A 16950-nucleotide genomic window follows, 5' to 3' on the forward strand; every position below is an offset into this window, starting at 1 on the left:
CCTCGGGGGATCATCTTTCTGTCATCTTCCCGCGGCAGAGTCAGTCATTACCCAGTCAGTGATTAAATGTTTAGCAGTCAGATGTTCAGTGTTTAGGCCAGCGCTACGCGCCATGCGTGCGACGTGACTCCAGGGACAGCATTTGAGGAACTGAATGAAGCAAATCATCCGCGGTGATAAAGAACCCTCCCATATTCTCGCAGCGACTCGTGCGCTTGAAGCGCACTACTCCCGCTACGGAGAAGGTAATAAGTACCATCCCGTTATCTATTCCATCGCCTACCGCAGCCGGTTTTATCAGGTTGAGGTGATTACCCGACGTGAAACCATGGTTGCCTCGGTGATTACTGGCGTTCGCAACCTGACGCATCTCTCCGGCGCCGCCTGACGGCCACCTGTCATCCTGCGGGGGCAGATTGCCCCCGACTCCCCGCTTAGCGTCGGTAGAGTGAATTCGCCGGAAAGATTGCGCCAATCACGCTTTTTTCCCGTGCGCCCGTCACCGCAGGCAGATTGCCCGGCAGGCCGGAGAGCGTGCGGAAAGCCAGCCAGGCAAACGCCAGCGCCTCCATATCGTCACCACTGACACCCGCCGCATCGGTAGTCGTTACTTCCGTTCCCGGAAGATGCGCTGCCAGTCGTGCCATCAGCAGCGGATTGCGGCTGCCGCCGCCACACACCAGCAGACGGTCGCAGCCATCATTGAGTAACACCTGCTGCGTGATGGTGATGGCGGTCAGCTCGACCAGCGTAGCCTGCACATCCTGCGCAGCCAGACCCGGGAAATAGCGCAGATGCTGCTCCAGCCAGCTGAGGTTGAAATGTTCGCGCCCGGTGCTTTTCGGCGGCGGCAACGCAAACCAGGGCTCACGTAGCAGCGCCTCCAGCAGTGCCGGAATCACCGACCCGCTGCGCGCCCACTGCGCATCTTTGTCATACGGCTGAGCCTGATTACGCCAGATCCAGGCGTCCAGCAGCATATTGCCGGGGCCGGTATCGAAGCCGCGCACCGGCTGACCCGGGATCAGCAGCGAGAGATTGGCGATGCCGCCAATATTCAGCACCATGCGGCGTTCAGTGGCATCCATCAGCAGCGCCTGATGAAAGGCAGGCACCAGCGGCGCGCCCTGCCCGCCCAGCGCCATATCACGGCGGCGGAAATCCCCTACCACGGTGACGCCGGTGGCCGCCACGATCTGATTATGATCGCCAATCTGCAGCGTATTGGGTGCGTCACTCTGCGGCTCATGCCAGACGGTCTGACCATGACAGCCAATCGCCGTGATATCGCTGGCTTCAAGCGATTCGCGCTTCATTAATGTCACTACCGCTTCAGCAAACAGCTGGCCGAGGCGGGTATCAAGCTGGCCGAGCTGCGACAGCGTCAGGGACTGTCCCTGACATATCGCCAGAATCGCCTGACGCAGTTCTGGTGGCATCGGATGGCAGTAGCTGGCCTGCTGCGCCACCATATTTTCATCAATGGCAGCCAGCACCACATCCACTCCATCCAGGCTGGTGCCTGACATTACCCCAATATAGCGTCCTGATTTCATAGCCATTCCTTACTTCCGGCCGGAAGTGCAATTCATCTGCGGTTAGCCTGACAAATAATGATCGCTAATTCTATGATTAAATTCTTTTTATCCAATCGTGCTGACTGATAACGTAATGGGACTATTTTTAGTCCACGATTGAATTATTGTTGATCCTGCATAGTCTATGCTTCGTCCAGCCGTGTTTTATTCGGACAGGGATTAATTTGCCAGGTTTGTGTCTTATACTGTGAGCAGGATACAGCGGTAAACGTGGCACCTTCTCGACTAAAGGAGTTTCAAATGATTAAGCGTGTAATTGTGGTCGCTCTGGCCGGTGTGATGCTGGCAGGTTGTAGCAATACCAGTACGCTGTCGGGTGATACCTACAGTGCCAGTGAAGCTAAGCAGGTGCAGAGCGTTTCGTACGGTACCTTAGTCTCAGTACGTCCGGTGAAAATCCAGGGCGGCGATGAGAGCAATGTCATCGGTGCTATCGGTGGTGCGGTGCTGGGTGGCTTCCTGGGTAACACCATTGGTGGCGGCAGCGGACGTAGCCTGGCGACAGCCGGTGGTGCGGTTCTGGGTGGCGTAGCAGGCCAGGGCGTACAGGGCGCAGTCAATAAAACCGATGGCGTTGAGCTGGAAATCCGTAAGGATGATGGCAACACCATCATGGTGGTTCAGAAACAGGCCGCCACGCGTTACTCTGTTGGCCAGCGTGTTGTGATGGCATCCAACGGCAGCCAGGTGACGGTTTCACCTCGCTAATGAAGCTAACAAAAAACCGACGCCTGGGCGTCGGTTTTTTTATTTCTCTTTATGCTGAAGTTCGAGAATGTTTTTCTCAAGCCGGGCGATCAGCGTCACCATCTGACTGATCTCTTCCCGACTGATGCCGGACAAAATGTCATCCCGCGTCTCATCAATCACACTCTCAACCTGTTCAATAATCGGCTCGGCCTGCTGCGTCAGCTTAATGCGCTTGGCACGACGATCGTTGGCGCAGGTCGAACGGGTGATTAATCCTTTCTCTTCCAGCTGATCCAGCGTGCGCACCAGCGAAGGCTGTTCAATACCAATCGCCTTGGCTAACTGAATCTGGGACTGTTCGGGCGGCAGTTGATGAATATTGTGCAACGTCACCCAGTGAGTCTGAGTCAGCTCAAGCGGCTTCAGCCGCTGATCAATCAACGCGCGCCAGATGCGCACCAGGCGAGATAAATCCGTTCCGAGGGGCGTATCCATTTCATCTCCTTATAATTAGCTTGCTAGCTATCAAGCCAGATTTTACACTATTCTGCGAGTTTACAGGACAAATTACAAATCCCGGACCAGGCCACGATAACGTGGCAGCGCTTTCACTCTGACGTTTGGGTTAACGAAGGATGTTATCACGTGCTCACTCCTGCTTTTTCAGGTGCGAATCCGCTGACCGATCTGGTGGTGGGTGCCTCACTGTTTTTCCCGCCGATATTCAAAGCGGTGATCCTCGGCTTCTTTTTCTGGCTGCTGATCCACCCTCTGGTGCGTGGCTGGATCTACTCCGGCGATGTCTGGCATCCCACCCTGTTTGATCTCTCCCTGTTTGTGCTGTGCGTTACCGCCGCACTCTGGCTCATCGGTCACGGATAATCGATATGAAATTTAACGCGGTAAAATACTTCTCCACGCTGATCGTGTTTGCCCTGGCGCTGCTGGCCGCTGGCTGGCTCTGGAACTACTACATGCAGTCGCCCTGGACCCGTGACGGGAAAGTACGGGCAGAGCTGGTGGATATCACGCCTCAGGTGTCGGGCCGGATTACGCAACTGAAGGTCAAAGACAATCAGTTTGTGCATCAGGGCCAGCAGCTGTTAACGCTGGACCCGGTGCCGTGGCAGATCGCGCTCGACAATGCCGCCGCCCAGCTCAGCAAAGCGCAGGCGGATCTCGCGAAAGCGCAGCATGAATTTAACCGTCGCAGCAGCCTGCCGCGCAACATCATCTCCGCAGAGGACCTTGATGCCGCGCGATTAAGCGCCGGCGCGGCGGCCGCCAGCACCAAAGCGGCACAGGCGGAGTGGGAACGGGCGCGCTGGAATCTGCAGCAGACGACGCTGACCGCACCGGCGGATGGCTGGATCACCAATCTGACGCTGCGTCCCGGCAACTATGCCACCGCGGGTTCGCCTCTGTTTGCTCTGGTCGACAGCCACTCTTACTACGTAATGGGCTACTTCGAAGAGACCAAACTGCGCCATATTCACCCAGGCGCAGCGGCCCAGGTGGTGCTCTACAGCAATGGTATGCGGCTGCAGGGTCAGGTGGATAGCATTGGCCGCGCCATCTATGACCAGAGCATTGAGACCGACAGCGGCCTGGTGCCCGATATCAAACCCAACGTGCCCTGGGTGCGGCTGGCGCAGCGGGTGCCGGTGCGTATTCGTCTCGACCCGCTTCCTGCCGATGCAGACCTGGTGGCGGGAACCAGCTGCACCATCACCATCCAGCCATGAATTTTCAGTGGCTGGCCTGGGATCAACTGCCCTGGATTAAGGCGAACGCCGGCCAGTGGCGCTATGCGTTGCGCAACGCTATTGCGATGTGCCTGGCGCTGAGCATCGCCTACGGACTGGATCTGGATGAGCCCTACTGGGCAATGACCTCTGCCGCCGTGATTAGCTTTCCCACCGTCGGCGGCGCGATCAGTAAAAGTCTGGGGCGCATCGTTGGCAGTCTGATGGGGGCCAGCGCCGCGCTGCTGATCGCCGGACATACGCTTAATGAGCCGTGGCTGTTTACCTTTGCCATTGCCGGCTGGCTGGCGCTCTGTACCGGCATAGCGAATCACTACCAGAATAACGTTGCCTACGCCTTTTCGCTGGCGGGCTACACCGCCGCCATCATCGCCTTTAGCAGCGTTAATATCACCGATATCACCTCGCTATGGACCATCGCTCAGGCACGGGTTTGCGAGGTGATCTCCGGCATTCTCTGCGCCGGATTGATGATGATGGTACTGCCGAGTACCTCCGATGGTGAGACGCTGATTACCTCACTGAAACAGATGCATGCCCGGCTGCTGGAACATGCGGTGTTACTGCTGCAGCCCTCAGCCAGCGAGACCATCCGGACCGCGCATGAAAATGTCATCAGCCAGATCCTGACCATGAATCTGCTGCGGATTCAGGCGTTCTGGAGCCACTACCGCTTTCGCCGACAGAACAACGTGCTGAACTATGTGCTGCACCAGCAGCTGCGACTCACCAGCGTGCTCTCCAGCCTGCGACGCATGCTGCTGAACTGGCCCGACGCGCCTGAGGCGCTGTTTGAGGCGCTGCAACAACTGCTGGCGGAGCTGGCGAAACCGGCGTGTGATAAATATCGTCTGGCGCAAATCCTGCGCAGCGTGACCCCGGCAGCGGATGGCGACTACCGGCAGCGCGCTTTTTGTCAGCGGCTGCGCTACTTCTGCTGGATGTACCTCAACGTGCTGCGCTGGATCCGCCTGCTGGATCGTGCCGATGCCGACACCCGTTTTCAGCCACCGCCGGTTCCGGCGCTGGCGCGCGACAGTGACAGCGCCGAGGCGGGCTGGAGCGCCCTGCGTACCTTCAGCGTTATCGTGCTGGGCTGCGCCTTCTGGATCAATACGCAATGGTCTTCAGGTGCCGCCGCGCTCACCTTAACCGCCATAGCCTGTGTGCTCTACGCTTCATCACCTTCACCTGGCGGCAGCGTCACGCTGCTGCTGAAGACCCTGCTGTGGCTGTTTGCGTTTAGTTTTGTGATGAAGTTTGGGCTGATGGTGCAGATCAGTCAGCTGTGGCAGTTTTTGCTGTTTCTGTTCCCGCTGCTGGTGACGCTGCAACTCTTTAAGCTGCAACAGAAACAGCGCGCCGGGATGTGGGGACAGTTCATCGTCTTTATGGGCTCGTTTATCGCGGTGACTAACCCGCCCACATGGGATTATCAGGACTTCTTTAACGATAACATCGCCAAAGTCTGCGGGGTGCTGCTCGCCTGGCTGGCGTTTCAGATTCTGCGACCCAGCTCCGATGCGCGGCGCAGCCGACGGCATATCCGGGCGCTGCGGCTGGCGTTTCTCGATCAGCTGCGGCAGCGGCCCCGGCTCAGTGAGAGCCGCTTCGAATCGCAGATTTACCACCGTATCAGCCAGCTCAGTCACAGCCGGGATGAGCAGGCTCGCGTCTGGCTACTGCGCTGGGGCGTGGTGCTGCTCAACTGCTCGCATATCGTCTGGCAGCTGCGTGAATGGCGCGCCGGTTCAGCCGCACTGATGGGGTTTCGCGATCACTGCCTGCAAGACTTACAGCAGATTATCAGCAGCCGCGGCGTGCGCCACAGCTCGCTGGATCGGATGCTGACGGAACTGGAGGAGACCATCACCGCGTTACTGGCACTGGAAAGCAACGAGGCCAGCGAGCTGGCGGGGATTATCTGGCGGTTACGCTGTTCACTGGCACAGCTGAAGCAGGCGGTGCCGGAGTGATCACTGGCAATATTGCTGCTGTTGCCGGTTAAAATCATCCTGCAGCTGTTGCAGCGTTTTATGGCCTTCGAAGCGGGTTTTATCCATTTCGGTCATCGGTTCAATCACCAGCACTTTCTCATCGGGTGAGAAGATAAACCGGCGTGTCAGTTCGGTACCGGTAAAACTCTGACCATGAATGCCACCGCACACCATAGTCATGGTACGGCGATAAATAGTGCTATCCGTGAAATTGGTTTCGGTGGCGCTGCGAAAGACCTGATCGCAACCCTGCGCTTCCAGCTTACGCACCATGTTGCGGCTCAGCCATTCACGACCCTTCGCGATCTTTTCACAGGTGATACGCATTGGGTTGGTATCGATGGTGCGCTGCAGTTCGCGTCCGGTTTCGGTGACCAGTTGCGTATCATTGGGTTTATCGCATCCCACCAGCAGCAGACACAGCAGTAATGCGCCCTTGAATTTCATTTTCCTGCTCCTTTCCCCATCACGCTTTCTTACCTGAATCAATATCATAGGGGGGAAATGTCAGGGATGGTACAACAATTCATAAACAGGCAGGAGAAAAGCGGGCGGCCATCGCCTGCCGCCCGGAAACTCAGATTACACCGCAGGCGTAGCGTGCCCCGCCACCGCCCAGCGGTTTAGGATGGTCAGCATGATTGTCACCGCCGACGTGCACCATCAGCGCTTTGCCTTTGATCTCTTTTAACGATTTCAGACGCGGCGCCAGCACCGGATAAGTGGCGCTGCCTTTGTCATCGACATAGACCGCGGGCAGGTCGCCCAGGTGCCCCTCTGCATAAGGCCCCAGATGTTTGCCGCTGTTGGCCGGATCAAGGTGACCACCCGCCGCACCGGCGGCGACCACTTTGCCTTCAGACTCGCCCGGTTCACAGCTGCCTTTAGCATGGACATGGAAACCATGAATGCCCGGCTGAAGGCCCTGCAGATCCGGCGTGAACTGCAGACCATACTGTGTCTCGTCAATCTTAACGGTGCCCAGCGATTTCCCAATCCCTTCAGCGGTAACCTGATGGATCGTAACCTGCTCGCTGGCAGCCTGTGCTGAGCCGCAGGCGATCAGTGCGAATAGGGCAACTGCTTTCATTTTCATGGTGACTCCATTTGCATACCAGGGTTTGAGATAAGTCTGGTCGCTGTTGCACTATTTTGCCGGAGATTGACGCAGTTTTACGCTTCAGGGCACATCAAATCCCAGCGCCGCCTTGCGAATACGGAACCACTGCTGACGCGACAGGGATAAATTAAGTGCCCCGGCGGCTTCGCTGACCCGCGCCGTTTTACCTGAGCCGATGATTGGCAGCGGGCGCGATGGCAGCATCAGTATCCAGGCATAGACCACCTGATCCAGGCTGGTGGCACCGGTTTCCTGCCGCACGGCTTCCAGTTCGTCACGCAGCGGCTGGAAATGGGGATCGTTAAACAGGCGACCGCCACCCAGACAGGACCAGGCCATCGGACGAATACGCAGCTGCTGACACTGATCCAGCGAGCCATCCAGCAGCACACTTTGCTGCACGGGTGAGATCTCCAGCTGATTTGTCACCAGCGAGAACGGCAGACGGGATTGCAGCAGGGAAAACTGTGATGGTGTGAAGTTAGAGACGCCAAAATGCAGAACCTTGCCGCTGTGATGCAGCGCCATAAAGGCTTCGGCCACCTCGTCAGCCTCCATCAGCGGATCGGGACGATGGATCAGCAACAGGTCGAGACGATCGGTGTGGATATGGCGCAGTGAGTTTTCAGCACTCTGCAGGATATGACGTTTGTCGGTAATGTAGTGGCCTATCTGATGCTCAGGCTGGGCGCGGGTGGCGATGCCGCACTTGGTGACAATCTGTAGCTGGTCGCGCAAGCCGGGTGCCAGTTTCAGTGCCTCGCCAAACGCCGCCTCACACTGGTAGTCACCGTAGATGTCCGCATGGTCAACGGTAGTGATGCCGAGCCTCACGTGGTGCTCAATAAAGGCGACCCGTTCCTGTGGCGACATCCCCCACTCCATCAGACGCCAGTACCCCATGACCAGCGGTGAAAAATCGGGCCCCTGTGAAGCGATGGCTTGCGGTTCTAACATGACGTTCTCCCTGTTGCGCGTTGGCTGAAATTAGCGTGTCAGAGAGTATAACGGAAAGCGCAAAGTCGTCAGAATAACTCCGGCTGTTGGGGCGCGTGCGGCTCCTCGCCTTTCTGTTGCCGTTGCAGACGCTGACGCCGCTGCTGACAAAGACGAATGACCTCACGCTTTTGCGCATCGCTGAAGCGCAGCCAGTTGAACCGCTCATCGCGGCTGCGTAAACATCCCAGGCAGTAGCCGCGCGCATCCGTCTGGCAGATGCCGCGACAGGGGCTGGGAACCGGGAAAAACTCAAGCTGCTCGGCCACCACGCCTCCGGATTCACAGAATAAACAGTCCAGTAAAAAGCGTAGCCTGGTTGCGCAGGAAGTAAGCCACACCCGGTCAGAATTATCCTGTTCTTTGACTCAGGAGTGAACACTCTGTGCCAAATAGAGAGGGTTGCGTTGCATTAGACCGACTGGTCTACTAATCTCACTGCTATGAATAAGACGCTACAACGCAACGAAACCCGCGAACACCTGCTCCAGACAGGTGAGCAACTCTGTCTGCAACGCGGCTTTACCGGAATGGGCCTCAGCGAACTGCTGACGCAGGCGGCGGTGCCGAAAGGCTCCTTCTACTACTACTTCCGTTCTAAAGAGGCGTTTGGCGTGGCGTTACTGGAGCGCTATTTTGCGCGTTTCCTGCAGGATGTGGCGTTGCAGCTTAACCAGACCGAAGGCACGCCGCGTGAGCGTCTGCTTAACCACTTTCGTGCTGCCGTTGATCTGTTTGTTCAGCAGGGCCACATCGTAGGCTGTCTGGGCGTCAAAGTCTCCGCGGAGGTCTGCGATCTCTCAGAGCCGATGCGTGATGCACTGCAGCAGGGTGCCGGAAAGATCACGGCACTCTACGCCCGGACCCTGATTGCCGCAGAGCAGCAGGAGTCGCTGAGCCTGCCGCAGCCCCCCGCGCAGATGGCGGAATTGCTGTCGCTGCTGTGGCTGGGTGCCAGTCTGCAGAGCAAAATTTCCCGCGAGGCGCAGCCACTGCGTCTGGCATTGAGTACCATCGAACAGTGGCTTGAACGCCGCTGATTTTTAAAAAACATGTTTGTAGACGACTGGTCTACTAATCAGGAGCTATTATGGCGAGTACCCAGCTGTTTCGTCCGCTAAAAGTCGGTGCAATTACCGTCCCAAACCGCGTATTTATGGCACCGCTGACCCGTCTGCGCAGCATTGAGCCAGGCGACATCCCTACCCCGATGATGGCTGAATATTATCGCCAGCGCGCCAGCGCCGGTTTGATCATCACCGAAGCGACCCAGATCTCTTTCCAGGCGAAAGGCTATGCCGGTGCGCCAGGCTTACATACTCAGCCACAGATTGCAGCGTGGAAAGCGATTAACGAAGGCGTGCATCAGGCTGGCGGCCACACCGCAGTACAGTTATGGCACACCGGTCGTATCTCACATAACAGCGTGCAGCCGGAAGGCAAAGCACCGGTTGCGCCATCGGCGATTGCCGCTGGTACCCGTACCTCACTGCGTGCTGAAGATGGCAGCGTCTATCGCGAAGATACCTCAACGCCGCGTGAGCTGACAGTGCCAGAGATTAAGCAGATTGTGGCAGATTTTGGCCAGGCTGCGGCCAACGCGCGTGAAGCGGACTTTGACCTGCTTGAGCTGCACTCGGCGCACGGTTACCTGATGCACCAGTTCCTGGCTCCTGGCTCAAACCAGCGTACTGATGAATATGGCGGCAGCATCGAAAAACGCGGCCGCTTTGCGCTGGAAGTGGTTGATGCGGTGATCGCTAACTGGTCAGCCGATCGCATTGGTATTCGCGTCTCACCTATCGGCAGCTTCCAGAATCTGGACAACGGCCCGGATGAAGAGGAAGCGGCGCTGTGGTATATCGGCGAGCTGGCAAAACGCAACATCGCCTATCTGCACCTCTCTGAGCCAGACTGGGCCGGCGGTCAGCCTTATACCGACGCTTTCCGTCAGAAAGTGCGTGATCTCTTCCCGGGTGCCATCATTGGTGCCGGTGCCTATACCGTTGAGAAAGCGGATGACCTGATTGGTCGCGGTCTGATCGATGCGGTTGCGTTTGGTCGCGATTACATTGCTAACCCGGATCTGGTTGAGCGTCTGCAGCAGGACGCCCCACTCAATCCACAGCGTCCGGAAAGCTTCTACGGCGGCGGCGCGGAAGGTTATATCGACTACCCAACGCTGTAACCGGTTCGGGCTGCCGTCCGGGATGATGACGGCAGCCATTATTCAATAGCGATTTTCATCGCTATACTTAGCGCCTGAGTCATCGGGCGATGGCGTTTTATTTAAAAGAGGATGTTATGCGTTTACTTCATACCATGCTGCGCGTTGGCGATCTGCAACGTTCAATCGATTTCTACACCCGTGTGCTGGGCATGCGCGTGTTGCGTCAGAGCGAAAACACCGAATACAAATATACCCTGGCATTTGTGGGCTACACCGACGAGAGCGAAGGTGCGGTGATCGAACTGACCTACAACTGGGGCGTCGATAAGTATGACCTCGGTGATGCCTATGGTCATATTGCGCTGGGCGTTGATGACGCAGCAGCGGCCTGCGAACGTATCCGCAAAGATGGCGGCAACGTGACGCGTGAAGCTGGCCCGGTTAAAGGCGGCTCCACCATTATTGCCTTTGTTGAAGATCCCGATGGTTACAAAATCGAGCTAATCGAAAACAAAGATGCCGGTAACGGCCTCGGCAACTAAACCTGCCTGTCAGCCTGCCCGATCGGGTGGGCTGAATCCCCTTCTCTGCGCTTCATCTGCTGCACCCGGCCCCGTTTTTTGCCATAATACGCGCTGCCCTTTTTCTGCAACGAGATCCTGATGTCTGAATCGAATTCCCCTAATGCACTCAATCAACGTTTCCGTGGCTTCTATCCGGTGGTGATCGACGTTGAAACCGCGGGTTTCAATGCGCAAACCGATGCGTTACTGGAGATTGCCGCTATCACGCTGAAAATGGATGAAGAGGGATGGATTCAGATTGACCAGACGCTGCATTTCAACGTCGAACCTTTTGTCGGGTCGCTGCTGCATCCCGAAGCCCTGGCCTTTACCGGCATCGATCCCAGCAATCCGCTGCGCGGCGCAGTCAGTGAATATGAGGCGCTGCACGCCATTTTCAAAATGGTGCGCAAGGGCATTAAAGACAGCGGCTGCAATCGCGCCATCATGGTGGCGCACAATGCCACCTTCGACCTGAACTTTATGTCAGCGGCGGCGGAACGAGCCAGCCTGAAGCGCAACCCGTTTCACCCGTTTGCCACCTTTGACACCGCGGCCCTGAGCGGGCTGGTTTTGGGTCAGACGGTGCTGGCGAAGGCCTGTATTGCGGCGGGAATGGAGTTTGACAGCACGCAGGCGCATTCGGCGCTCTATGACACTCAGCAGACGGCAACGCTGTTCTGCGAGCTGGTGAACCGCTGGAAACGGTTAGGCGGCTGGCCGCTGCCCTTCGCGGAAGGCGATGCAGAAGCCACGACATCCGCATAAGGGATGCCGCAATGAAAAAGGCCGACGTGATGTCGGCCTTTTTTTATTCTGCTTCTTTAAATTTTTCTGCAGTCTCTTTGATCAGCGTCTGCAGTTCACCACGCTGTAACATCTCAACGATGATGTCGCATCCACCGACCAGCTCGCCATCAACCCACAGCTGCGGGAAAGTTGGCCAGTTAGCGAATTTCGGCATCTCGGCACGAATGTCCGGGTTCTGCAGAATATCCACGTAAGCAAAACGCTCACCGCAGGCTGACAGCGCCTGCACCGCCTGTGCAGAGAAACCGCAGCTTGGCAGTTTCGGGGAACCTTTCATGTACAGCAGGATCGGGTTTTCTGCGATCTGGCGCTGAATTTTTTCTACAGTACTCATAATTGCCTTCCTTAATTCGTCACATCGTGTTTGTTTATTGTAGCGACTTCGCAGCGTGACTGAAAACGAGATTTTGATCGCTGCCCGATTAAATCGCCATCATTGTTAAGTCCTGCTCCGGGACACCTGAATTCCTGATTATTAACAGCAGGTAACAGATTAATAATTCGTAATAATTTCGTTGATATAAGACGCTGAAAATGTTCATTTTCAGCACAATTGCGTGGGTTGCAAAGATTAATATTAAAAGGCATTACAGTTTTTAAAAGAACTGGACTAGAATGGCCTGGGCGCTGATCCTGGATCAGATTAATCTCAACTTTGTCGCGGTGCGTAGTGGCCCTGACAACTTAACTAATCAACGGACTATGCGTTTAATCATTACGTTTTTCATGCTGGCCTTTGCGCAACTGTTTTTCAACATCGCCGCTGCGTCGCCTCACGCGCCGGTGAACGTCAGTACGCATAAAGCAGAGAAAAAGAGTGCGCGCGACGATGAGCGTCGCAAGCGTCGCCCGGTCAAAACGGTGACGAAAAAGACTCGCCTCAGCCCGGTTCAAAAACTAAAAACAAAAAAACTGAAAAAAGTCGAACTCGCCGCGAAACAGACGCCTGCTAAGAAGACCTCGCTAAAAACCGCCCGTCTCAGTAAGAACAAAGAGAAAAAACGTTATGGTCATCAGCGCCTGCTGAAAACCGCAGAGGTCACTACCAGCGAGACCGGCACGATTAAGATGAGCAAATCTCACCGTCAGCGCTACCAGAAGGCCCGCGAAACCGCGATGACCAAGCTGATGGGTCAGTTGGGTAAACCCTATCAGTGGGGCGGCACCTCTCCCCATACCGGTTTCGATTGCAGCGGCCTGGTCTGGTACGCCTATAAAGATCTGGTGAAGTTTAAGATCCCACGTACCGCTAACGAGATGTACCACCTGCGTGATGCCGCGCCGATCAAGCGTGAGTCGCTGGAGAAAGGCGATCTGGTCTTCTTCCGTATCAATGGACGCGGTACTGCGGACCATGTCGGCGTTTACCTGGGTGATGGCAAGTTTATCCAGTCGCCACGCACCGGCAAAGATATTCAGATCAGCGCGTTAGGAGAAGATTACTGGCAGCGCCACTATATTGGTGCCCGTCGGGTGATGACGCCAAAAACCATACGCTGAGCAGCAGAACAACCAGAAGAGAGCCGGGATAATCCCGGCTTTTTTTTAGTGCAGAATAGCGGTAAAACTAAAGGCCACAATCATCAGCAGACAGCCCGCGGTGGTCATTAAAGCCAGTTTAAGATCGGTACTCATTGCTTGCTCCTTAGTCACACAATTAGTAGGGGTATCGCATTTTCCCACAGGGCCCGGTAAAAATCTCGTTTTATCCGTTCAGCCTTGTTAGAATCCCGCCTTTGTTGCGCAACGCGCGCAACCCTGATTCCGTTTGCGCACGTTTTCAGGCGCTTTTACGCCGCCAGCGGCCTGTTTCCTGGCCATGAAAGCTGCATCTTTGCGGAAAAAACCCTGAGCAGACGCAAACGTTTAACACTACGCTTATCATAGAGTTAGATAAGCACTGGAGTCCGATTTTCATGGCAACAATTAAAGATGTGGCGAAACGCGCTGGCGTCTCAACGACCACCGTTTCGCACGTCATCAATAAAACCCGCTTTGTGGCTGAAGAGACGCGCAACGCGGTCTGGCAGGCGATTAAAGAACTGCACTACTCGCCGAGCGCCGTGGCGCGCAGCCTGAAAGTGAATCACACCAAAACGCTGGGCCTGCTTGCCACCTCCAGCGAAGCGCCCTATTTCGCTGAAATTATCGAAGCGGTTGAAAATCACTGCTTTGACAAAGGCTATACGCTGATTCTGGGTAATGCGCATAACGATCTGCAAAAACAGCGCGCCTATCTCAGCATGATGGCGCAGAAACGCGTCGATGGGCTGCTGGTGATGTGCTCTGAATATCCGGACGATCTGCTGCAGATGCTGGAAGAGAACCGCAATATCCCGATGGTGGTGATGGACTGGGGTGAATCGCGCGCCGACTTCACCGACACGGTACTGGATAATGCTTTCCAGGGCGGCTATCTGGCGGGACGCTATCTGATTGAACGCGGACACCGGGATATTGGTGCTATCCCCGGTCAGATGGAGCGTAACACCGGTGGCGGACGTCATGCCGGTTTCCTGAAGGCGATGGAAGAAGCGGGTATTCAGCCACGCGCCGAGTGGATTGTGCAGGGTGACTTTGAGCCGGAGTCAGGCTATCAGGCGATGCAGCAGATCCTGTCGCAGAAGCAGCGTCCGACGGCGGTGTTCTGTGGCGGTGACATCATGGCGATGGGCGCGATTTGCGCCGCCGACGAGATGGGTTTGCGCGTCCCCCAGGATATTTCGGTGATCGGCTATGACAATGTGCGCAACGCCCGCTATTTTGCACCGGCCCTGACCACGGTGCATCAGCCTAAAGCCCAGCTGGGTGAGAAAGCGCTGGAAATGCTGCTGGACCGCATTACCAGTAAGCGCGAAGTGTCACAAACGATTGAGGTCCATCCCACGCTGATTGAGCGCCGTTCCGTGGCCGATGGCCCGTTCCGCGACTATCGCCGTTAATGCTCGCTTAACCACTCCTGATTAAGCGTTTGCGCATCACCCAGATAGCTGAGCAACCAGCCTGTCGCCGGTGATGCGCGATCCTCTGCCCAGCTGACGCAACATGGGCTGTCCGGAAACGCCACCGGCAGCGTCAGTTCAACCAGCTCGCCACTGTCGAGCAGCGGCCTGGCCAGGTGACCGGGCACCATCGCCACACACAATCCCGCCTGCACGCACTCCAGCCCGGTTTGCCACTCCGGCACCACCAGCCGGCGCTGGTTATCCAGCGTCCATGTCATACGACGCGGCAGTGCGCGAGAAGTATCTTCCAGCACCAGGGAGGGCCAGCTCCGCAGCGTGTCATCATCTATCTGGCTCGCCTGCGTCAGAGGATGGTCGGGCGCAACCACGCAGCGCCAGTTAAGTGTGCCCATATCCCGAAAAGCAAAACGTCCGCCCACCGGTATCGCCTGCGTGGCACCAATCGCCACTTCCACCCGGCCATCGGCCAGCGCATCCCAGACGCCGTTAAAGACTTCATAGCTGATAATCAGCTCCATATCGGGAAAGTGGCGATAGAAATCTTTGACCAGTTGTCGGGTGCGCTGAGGTTTAGCGATACGGTCAACGGCTATGCTTAGCTGGCCGCGCCAGCCGTTAGCCAGCTGCTGACACTGTCGCCGGGTGGCAAGCATTTTTTTGATGACGCTACGTCCTTCCCGGACAAAATGCTCACCCGCCGGGGTCAGAACCACTTCGCGATGCTGCCGTTCAAATAGCGGTACCGCCAGCCAGTTTTCCAGCTGACGCACCGTATAGCTGATGGCAGAGGGCACCCGATGTAACTCCTGCGCGGCGGCGCTGAAGCTCCCCCCGCGGGCGACAGCGTCAACCACTTCTAATGCATATTCTGACCACATAATCTGCCTTCAAAAATTTTAACAGCAATCGGCAAATATTACCGTTTCACAGCAGCAAACGCACCTTTTACACTCTGCCGCGTTTATCCTGCAAAAATGAGAATCAGATGTTGTCGAATAAAGGGTTTATGCCCTACCTTGCCCTGCTGAGCATGCTGGGCTTTTTAGCCACTGATATGTACCTGCCCGCCTTTGGTGCGATGCAGCAAACCTTTAACACTTCACCCGGTCTGATCAGCGCCAGTATGAGTCTCTTCCTGGGCGGCTTCGCCGTGGGTCAGCTCTTCTGGGGCCCCCTCTCCGATCGCATCGGTCGTAAACCGGTGCTGCTGTCCGGACTGGCCATGTTTGGCGCTGGCTGCGCAGGCATGCTGTGGGTGAATGATATCTATCTGATGCTGGCGCTGCGTTTTGTCCAGGCGATTGGCGTCTGTGCCGCTGCCGTAAGCTGGCAGGCGCTGGTGGTGGATCGCTATCCTGCAGCGCGCGCTAACAAAGTCTTTGCCACCATTATGCCGCTGGTTGCGCTCTCTCCGGCGCTGGCTCCGCTGCTGGGTGCCTGGCTGATCGGCCACTTCCACTGGCGTTCGATTTTCCTGGTGCTGACCCTGATTGCAGTGGCGTTGATTCTGGCCACGCTGCGTCTGCCCACCGTGCGCAAGGCAGCGGGAGAAAAAGGTGCGCAGCCGGGCTTTTTCACGCTGCTTAAATCACGGGTCTACAGCGGCAACGTGCTGATCTACTCCGCCTGCTCAGCCAGCTTCTTTGCCTGGCTGACCGGATCGCCCTTTATTCTGGCGGATCTGGGTCTGTCGCCCGCCGATATCGGTCTGAGTTATGTGCCCCAGACGCTCGCCTTTTTAATTGGTGGCTTCGGCTGTCGCACCCTGCTCAACCGCTTTAACGGCGCACAATTGCTGCCCTGGCTGCTGGCCGTCTACAGCCTGAGCATTCTGGCGCTGTTTGCTGTTGCGCTTGCTGGCAGCAGCACGCTGGTGAGTCTGATGGTACCGTTCTGCGGTATGGCGCTGGCTAACGGCGCGATCTATCCGATTGTGGTGTCCAGTGCGCTGATGCCCTTCCCAACCGCTACCGGTAAAGCCGCCGCGTTGCAGAATACACTGCAGTTAGGACTCTGTTTCGCTGCCAGCCTGGCAGTGTCGGCCGGCTTAACTCAGCCGCTATTTACCACCACACTGATGATGACGGTGACAATTGTGCTGGCGCTGTTGGGTTACGCCATGCAGCGTGCCGCAAGCGCACAAACTGTTGTTGCCTCTGCGCAAACTGCCTGCCAGGATAATCAGTGACACACTGACTTTTTAGTTAGCGCCCTAACAATAAGTTATTGAATATTGACCCGCGTGAGCATATACTCATCCGGGTCAACAAATCT

General features: G+C 56.5%; 21 protein-coding genes. 12 read left to right on the forward strand and 9 right to left on the reverse strand.

The window, feature by feature from the left end:
* The first annotated feature begins 154 nt into the window (after positions 1-154).
* Positions 155-388, forward strand: coding sequence for a DUF4060 family protein (locus ACVKSX_RS04280; protein ID WP_010245542.1), 234 nt, complete (start codon positions 155-157; stop codon positions 386-388).
* Between the two features lie 46 nt (positions 389-434).
* On the opposite strand, the gene anmK is transcribed toward ACVKSX_RS04280, so the two are convergent.
* Positions 435-1556: an anhydro-N-acetylmuramic acid kinase gene (anmK, locus tag ACVKSX_RS04285; protein ID WP_167423094.1), complete on the reverse strand. Its 1122-nt coding sequence runs from the start codon at positions 1554-1556 to the stop codon at positions 435-437.
* Positions 1557-1838: 282 nt separating this feature from the next.
* On the opposite strand from anmK, the gene slyB reads away from it, so the two are divergent.
* The gene (slyB, locus tag ACVKSX_RS04290; protein ID WP_010245548.1) at positions 1839-2306 is read left to right on the forward strand and encodes an outer membrane lipoprotein SlyB; all 468 of its coding nucleotides are present in this window, start codon (positions 1839-1841) and stop codon (positions 2304-2306) included.
* A gap of 39 nt (positions 2307-2345) precedes the next feature.
* Here slyB and slyA read toward each other — a convergent pair whose 3' ends face one another.
* Positions 2346-2783: a transcriptional regulator SlyA gene (gene slyA / locus ACVKSX_RS04295; RefSeq protein WP_010245551.1), complete on the reverse strand. Its 438-nt coding sequence runs from the start codon at positions 2781-2783 to the stop codon at positions 2346-2348.
* Positions 2784-2933: 150 nt separating this feature from the next.
* On the opposite strand from slyA, the gene ACVKSX_RS04300 reads away from it, so the two are divergent.
* The 3 genes from ACVKSX_RS04300 to ACVKSX_RS04310 are packed head-to-tail and all read left to right on the forward strand — an operon-like array spanning position 2934 to position 6030.
* On the forward strand, positions 2934-3170 hold the full coding sequence (locus tag ACVKSX_RS04300) for a DUF1656 domain-containing protein (protein ID WP_010245554.1): 237 nt from the start codon (positions 2934-2936) through the stop codon (positions 3168-3170).
* A gap of 5 nt (positions 3171-3175) precedes the next feature.
* On the forward strand, positions 3176-4033 hold the full coding sequence (locus tag ACVKSX_RS04305; RefSeq protein ID WP_033771647.1) for an efflux RND transporter periplasmic adaptor subunit: 858 nt from the start codon (positions 3176-3178) through the stop codon (positions 4031-4033).
* Positions 4030-6030 (forward strand): FUSC family protein, encoded by a 2001-nt coding sequence (locus tag ACVKSX_RS04310; RefSeq protein ID WP_354438419.1) that lies wholly within the window; start codon positions 4030-4032, stop codon positions 6028-6030. The genes ACVKSX_RS04305 and ACVKSX_RS04310 overlap by 4 nt, the downstream gene beginning before the upstream one ends.
* Here the strand turns inward: ACVKSX_RS04310 and ACVKSX_RS04315 are convergent, their stop codons facing one another.
* From ACVKSX_RS04315 to ACVKSX_RS04330, 4 genes are all read right to left on the reverse strand, one after another.
* Positions 6031-6498 carry a hypothetical protein gene (locus tag ACVKSX_RS04315; protein WP_010245563.1) on the reverse strand — a complete coding sequence of 156 codons (468 nt, stop codon included), beginning with the start codon at positions 6496-6498 and terminating at the stop codon, positions 6031-6033.
* Positions 6499-6628: 130 nt separating this feature from the next.
* Complete coding sequence (gene sodC, locus ACVKSX_RS04320) at positions 6629-7147, reverse strand: superoxide dismutase family protein (protein ID WP_010245567.1); 519 nt, start codon at positions 7145-7147, stop codon at positions 6629-6631.
* Positions 7148-7231: 84 nt separating this feature from the next.
* The gene (locus tag ACVKSX_RS04325) at positions 7232-8128 is read right to left on the reverse strand and encodes an aldo/keto reductase (protein WP_010245570.1); all 897 of its coding nucleotides are present in this window, start codon (positions 8126-8128) and stop codon (positions 7232-7234) included.
* A gap of 68 nt (positions 8129-8196) precedes the next feature.
* The gene (locus ACVKSX_RS04330) at positions 8197-8436 is read right to left on the reverse strand and encodes a DUF1289 domain-containing protein (RefSeq protein WP_010245573.1); all 240 of its coding nucleotides are present in this window, start codon (positions 8434-8436) and stop codon (positions 8197-8199) included.
* Positions 8437-8610: 174 nt separating this feature from the next.
* Here ACVKSX_RS04330 and ACVKSX_RS04335 point away from each other — a divergent pair, with 174 nt between their 5' ends.
* The 4 genes from ACVKSX_RS04335 (at position 8611) to rnt (ending at position 11668) form a co-directional block, all read left to right on the forward strand.
* The gene (locus ACVKSX_RS04335; protein ID WP_010245576.1) at positions 8611-9207 is read left to right on the forward strand and encodes a TetR/AcrR family transcriptional regulator; all 597 of its coding nucleotides are present in this window, start codon (positions 8611-8613) and stop codon (positions 9205-9207) included.
* A 50-nt stretch (positions 9208-9257) separates the two neighbouring features.
* Positions 9258-10355 (forward strand): alkene reductase, encoded by a 1098-nt coding sequence (nemA, locus tag ACVKSX_RS04340; protein WP_010245578.1) that lies wholly within the window; start codon positions 9258-9260, stop codon positions 10353-10355.
* Between the two features lie 116 nt (positions 10356-10471).
* Complete coding sequence (gene gloA / locus ACVKSX_RS04345; RefSeq protein ID WP_010245580.1) at positions 10472-10879, forward strand: lactoylglutathione lyase; 408 nt, start codon at positions 10472-10474, stop codon at positions 10877-10879.
* Positions 10880-10999: 120 nt separating this feature from the next.
* Positions 11000-11668: a ribonuclease T gene (rnt, locus tag ACVKSX_RS04350; protein WP_010245582.1), complete on the forward strand. Its 669-nt coding sequence runs from the start codon at positions 11000-11002 to the stop codon at positions 11666-11668.
* Between the two features lie 43 nt (positions 11669-11711).
* Here rnt and ACVKSX_RS04355 read toward each other — a convergent pair whose 3' ends face one another.
* Positions 11712-12047 carry a Grx4 family monothiol glutaredoxin gene (locus ACVKSX_RS04355; RefSeq protein WP_170933470.1) on the reverse strand — a complete coding sequence of 112 codons (336 nt, stop codon included), beginning with the start codon at positions 12045-12047 and terminating at the stop codon, positions 11712-11714.
* Between the two features lie 365 nt (positions 12048-12412).
* Here ACVKSX_RS04355 and ACVKSX_RS04360 point away from each other — a divergent pair, with 365 nt between their 5' ends.
* Positions 12413-13210, forward strand: coding sequence for a C40 family peptidase (locus tag ACVKSX_RS04360; RefSeq protein ID WP_033757992.1), 798 nt, complete (start codon positions 12413-12415; stop codon positions 13208-13210).
* Between the two features lie 45 nt (positions 13211-13255).
* Here ACVKSX_RS04360 and cydH read toward each other — a convergent pair whose 3' ends face one another.
* A complete protein-coding gene (gene cydH / locus ACVKSX_RS04365) occupies positions 13256-13345 on the reverse strand; it encodes a cytochrome bd-I oxidase subunit CydH (RefSeq protein ID WP_010245592.1) in 90 nt (29 codons plus the stop codon).
* 281 nt (positions 13346-13626) lie between these two features.
* Here cydH and purR point away from each other — a divergent pair, with 281 nt between their 5' ends.
* Positions 13627-14652, forward strand: a complete 1026-nt coding sequence (purR, locus tag ACVKSX_RS04370; protein WP_010245595.1) for an HTH-type transcriptional repressor PurR — start codon at positions 13627-13629, stop codon at positions 14650-14652.
* Here the strand turns inward: purR and punR are convergent.
* Positions 14649-15554: a DNA-binding transcriptional activator PunR gene (gene punR, locus ACVKSX_RS04375; protein ID WP_010245598.1), complete on the reverse strand. Its 906-nt coding sequence runs from the start codon at positions 15552-15554 to the stop codon at positions 14649-14651. The two genes, purR and punR, sit on opposite strands and share 4 nt — an antisense overlap.
* A 107-nt stretch (positions 15555-15661) precedes the next feature.
* On the opposite strand from punR, the gene punC reads away from it, so the two are divergent.
* Complete coding sequence (punC, locus tag ACVKSX_RS04380; protein ID WP_163639465.1) at positions 15662-16864, forward strand: purine nucleoside transporter PunC; 1203 nt, start codon at positions 15662-15664, stop codon at positions 16862-16864.
* Positions 16865-16950: the final 86 nt, after the last annotated feature.

The organism is Pantoea sp. PvP021 (assembly GCF_054056055.1).